This is a genomic window from Vreelandella rituensis (assembly GCF_003336665.1).
Taxonomy (GTDB): domain Bacteria; phylum Pseudomonadota; class Gammaproteobacteria; order Pseudomonadales; family Halomonadaceae; genus Vreelandella; species Vreelandella rituensis.
Genome location: NZ_QPIJ01000121.1, coordinates 1 through 3,089 on the forward strand (window position 1 = coordinate 1; position 3,089 = coordinate 3,089).

The 3,089-nt window shown below is 55.7% G+C and carries 2 protein-coding genes and 1 pseudogene; 1 reads left to right on the plus strand and 2 read right to left on the minus strand.

Annotated elements, in window-relative coordinates; all coding sequences use genetic code 11:
- Positions 1-76 precede the first annotated feature (76 nt).
- A complete protein-coding gene (locus tag DU506_RS20835) occupies positions 77-430 on the plus strand; it encodes an anion permease (protein ID WP_268877359.1) in 354 nt (117 codons plus the stop codon).
- 118 nt (positions 431-548) lie between these two features.
- On the opposite strand, the pseudogene DU506_RS20840 reads toward DU506_RS20835, so the two are convergent.
- Together DU506_RS20840 and DU506_RS20850 are read right to left on the minus strand one after the other, a co-directional pair.
- Positions 549-1,022 (minus strand): annotated as a pseudogene (locus DU506_RS20840) (IS1595 family transposase); the annotation flags it as partial.
- A gap of 914 nt (positions 1,023-1,936) precedes the next feature.
- Positions 1,937-3,089, minus strand: a 1,153-nt coding sequence (locus DU506_RS20850; protein ID WP_422822352.1) for an RNA-guided endonuclease InsQ/TnpB family protein, incomplete at its 5' end; no start/stop codon positions are given.

Genomic DNA, 3,089 nt, shown 5'->3' on the forward strand with positions numbered 1-3,089 from the left:
ATCTTCGAGCATCTGCCTTGCGCCAAGACGCCGGACGCGGTGCGATCGCTACTGCCACAACAGCTGACAATGGCGGATATCACGCCTTTGCCGCAATCCTGCTGATCGCCAGACGCTTACGACCTTCCTTTACACCCACTACTTTTTTGCCAGCACCACTGCGCACATCACGGCCATGATGGCTGCGTTTCTGACCGTTGGCCTGAGCCTCGGGGCACCGGCCATGCCATTCGTGCTCATTATGGCGGCTACGTCCTCGATCATGATGACCTTGACCCATTACGCCACCGGCACGTCGCCTGTCATTTTCGGTTCGGGCTACCTGACCTTGGGTGAGTGGTGGAAAGCAGGCTTTGTTATGAGTGTGGTCAATCTAGCTATTTGGGTAGTTGTTGGCGGTTTATGGTGGAAGCTGCTGGGTCACTACTGAGCGTTTTTATCCATTTTCGCGGAATACCCCGTCTAAGCCACCGCATTAGGCGGGGATGGATAGCGTGGCGCTCGCAGAGCGACTTGGTTTGTGGTTGATAATGACTGTATGTTTTAGGCTATGTTGGTATCTGTTGTTGGTCGGCGCCTATCGCCACGCGGAGCCACGCCTCCTCGGATGGCTTAGCGGTTTCAAACAACCGCCGCCATGCCAGGCAATTCGGTAAGTACGCTGTCCCCACCCCATGAAAGCGCCCCATCCAGCCCTTCAAGCGGCTGATATAGCTGTTGACGCTCTGAATGTGGTATTCCTTGCCATTCACTCGCTGGTTATCGAGTATGATGAGCCGATGATGGGCAATGCCATGCTCAGCAGAGAAAGTCTTATACCAGCTGTACCCGTCCAAACATAAAATCGAATCGCGATCGATTATCGGTACCAGAAAGTCATGGACAGTGGACTTCTGGAGCGCCGGGTCCACCAAGTCACTGACATGGCCATGGCCATGGCGCACGATAGTGACCGGAATTTTATCTGCTTTTTTCTTTTTATTGCCTTGGCCACCACGTTTCCGAGGTGCCCGGTGCGTGAGAAGGTTTTCGCGACATCGAAAGCCCCTTGTTTGGGTTGGGCTTCGGCATGCACCCGTTTCGCCAGGGCAAACGCATCGAAATCCTGCTGTTGATCGCGATGCTGGCCAATGTCGTCCTGATGGTGGCCGGTCTGCATGTCCGTGACAGCGGTCAACAGCAGCGCTACCAGAGCAACAGTATCCGGCACCGGAACGTGCTGTCCGTTTGGCGCTTGGGACTGGAGTGGCTTCGACGTCATTGTGTCGGCGCTGTCCCCTGGCCCTCTTGGAAGGCAGTTCTGACGAGCCTCCAAAGGAAAGTCAAAAAGCAGGCCTTCTCCTAGCCTTCGGCTCTGCGAACACCTGACAAGAGGACTTTCACCTCTCTAGACATGATGAAGCAGGAAGGTTCTCGGGAACCCAAGAACCCTCGCCCAAAGTGTGAAGCGCGGCGGAGTGTCAGATAGGTCTATCTCTGGTCTAATTGGCTACCGAACGAGAAATACCAGCTGCGAACTTTTATCTAAAAGCGCGTAATACCTCTTCCTGAGTCGCGTAGCGTGAAGGGAGATACAAGCGCGGCACCCGCCAAGGTGCCTTGTTGGCACCAGGGCTATCGCAGTTGGCAGATACGTACTCGAATCTATTGTTCAGACTTTTGCCAAGCACTTAATGTCAGATATGAAGTCAAGACCTTAGAAAACGATTATTTCTAACTGCGATAGCCCTGGCCTATTGGAGTGGTCAGATCAATCGGTTGCTGAGACGAGCCACGTTGAACGCTTCAGTTGCCCAGAAACTAATTGATCAGCAATTCCTTAAGTGACAGCTATGGTGATTCACTGACACTCCCCGTTGCGCTTCGCGCTTTGGGCGAGGGTTCTAAAATCACCCTCAGAACCTTCCTGCTTCGACACGCCTTCACTAGACAACGGCTAGGCCGCTGCCCCCGCTCCAGTCGCTCCAGTCGCTCCACAGGCTAACCCCGCCAGTCCGGCGGTTCGGATATTCTTTGCAGCATTTACGTCCCGATCTATCGGTTCGCCACAGCCTTTACACTGCCATTGGCGCTGCGATAGCGGTAGCTTGTCAATCTTGTGACCGCAGCCATGACACAGCTTACTGCTGGGAAACCACTGGCTTACCTTCACCACTTGCCGTCCGGCCCAGGCGGCTTTGTACTCAAGCTGGCGGACAAATTCGCCCCAACCGGCATCGCTGATGGCCTTGGCTAAATGACGGTTTTTGACCATGCCGGTGATGTTCAGCGACTCGACACACAGCACTTGGTTTTCGTTAACGAGGGTGCGGGTCGCTTTATGGATCGCATCGCGGCGGCAGTCCGCAATCTTGGCATGCAGCCGCGCCACCTTCTGGCGCAGCTTGTTGCGGTTGTTCGAGCCTTTGCGTTTCTTGGTCAGCCGGCGTTGAAGGTAGGCCAGCTTGGCTTCGTAGCGTTTCAGATGGCGCGGGTTGCCGGATTTCGCGCCGTCACTGGTGATGAACAGGTCGGTCAACCCAAGATCAATCCCCACCATTCTCGGTGTGATCGGCAGCGCGTTCGGGGCAAATTCACACAGGCAACTGATGAAATAGCGGCCTGCACGGTCTTGCGAAATCGTGATGCTGGAGGGTTCACAGGGCAGCGGGCGGCTCCAGCGGATCGGCAGGGGCACCCTGGACTTGGCGATGGTGATCTCGCCCTCCCGATAGCGAAAGGCGGCCTTGGTCAAGCGGATCGACTGCCGGCCATCCTTTTTCTTGAAGCGCGGGTAGCGCGCCCGGCGTTTGGGATTGAAGAAGTTGTCGAAGGCGGCTTTCTGGTCACGCAGGGTTTGTTGCAGGATGACGCTCGATACGTCCTTGAGCCAGGGAAACTCGGCTTTCAAGTCCACCAGGCGCTTTTCTGCTGCGGAAGACGACACCGACTCGCCGTGCTGCTGATACGCCTGGGTACGATAAGCGAGGTCGGGTAAGGAGGCAACGTTGCCGCAGCCCCCTCCCCTAAGAACCGTACGTGAGAGTTTCCCCTCATACGGCTCAAGCTCTTGAAAGCCCTTAGTGAGCCGGTTGCTCAACGTCTGTACC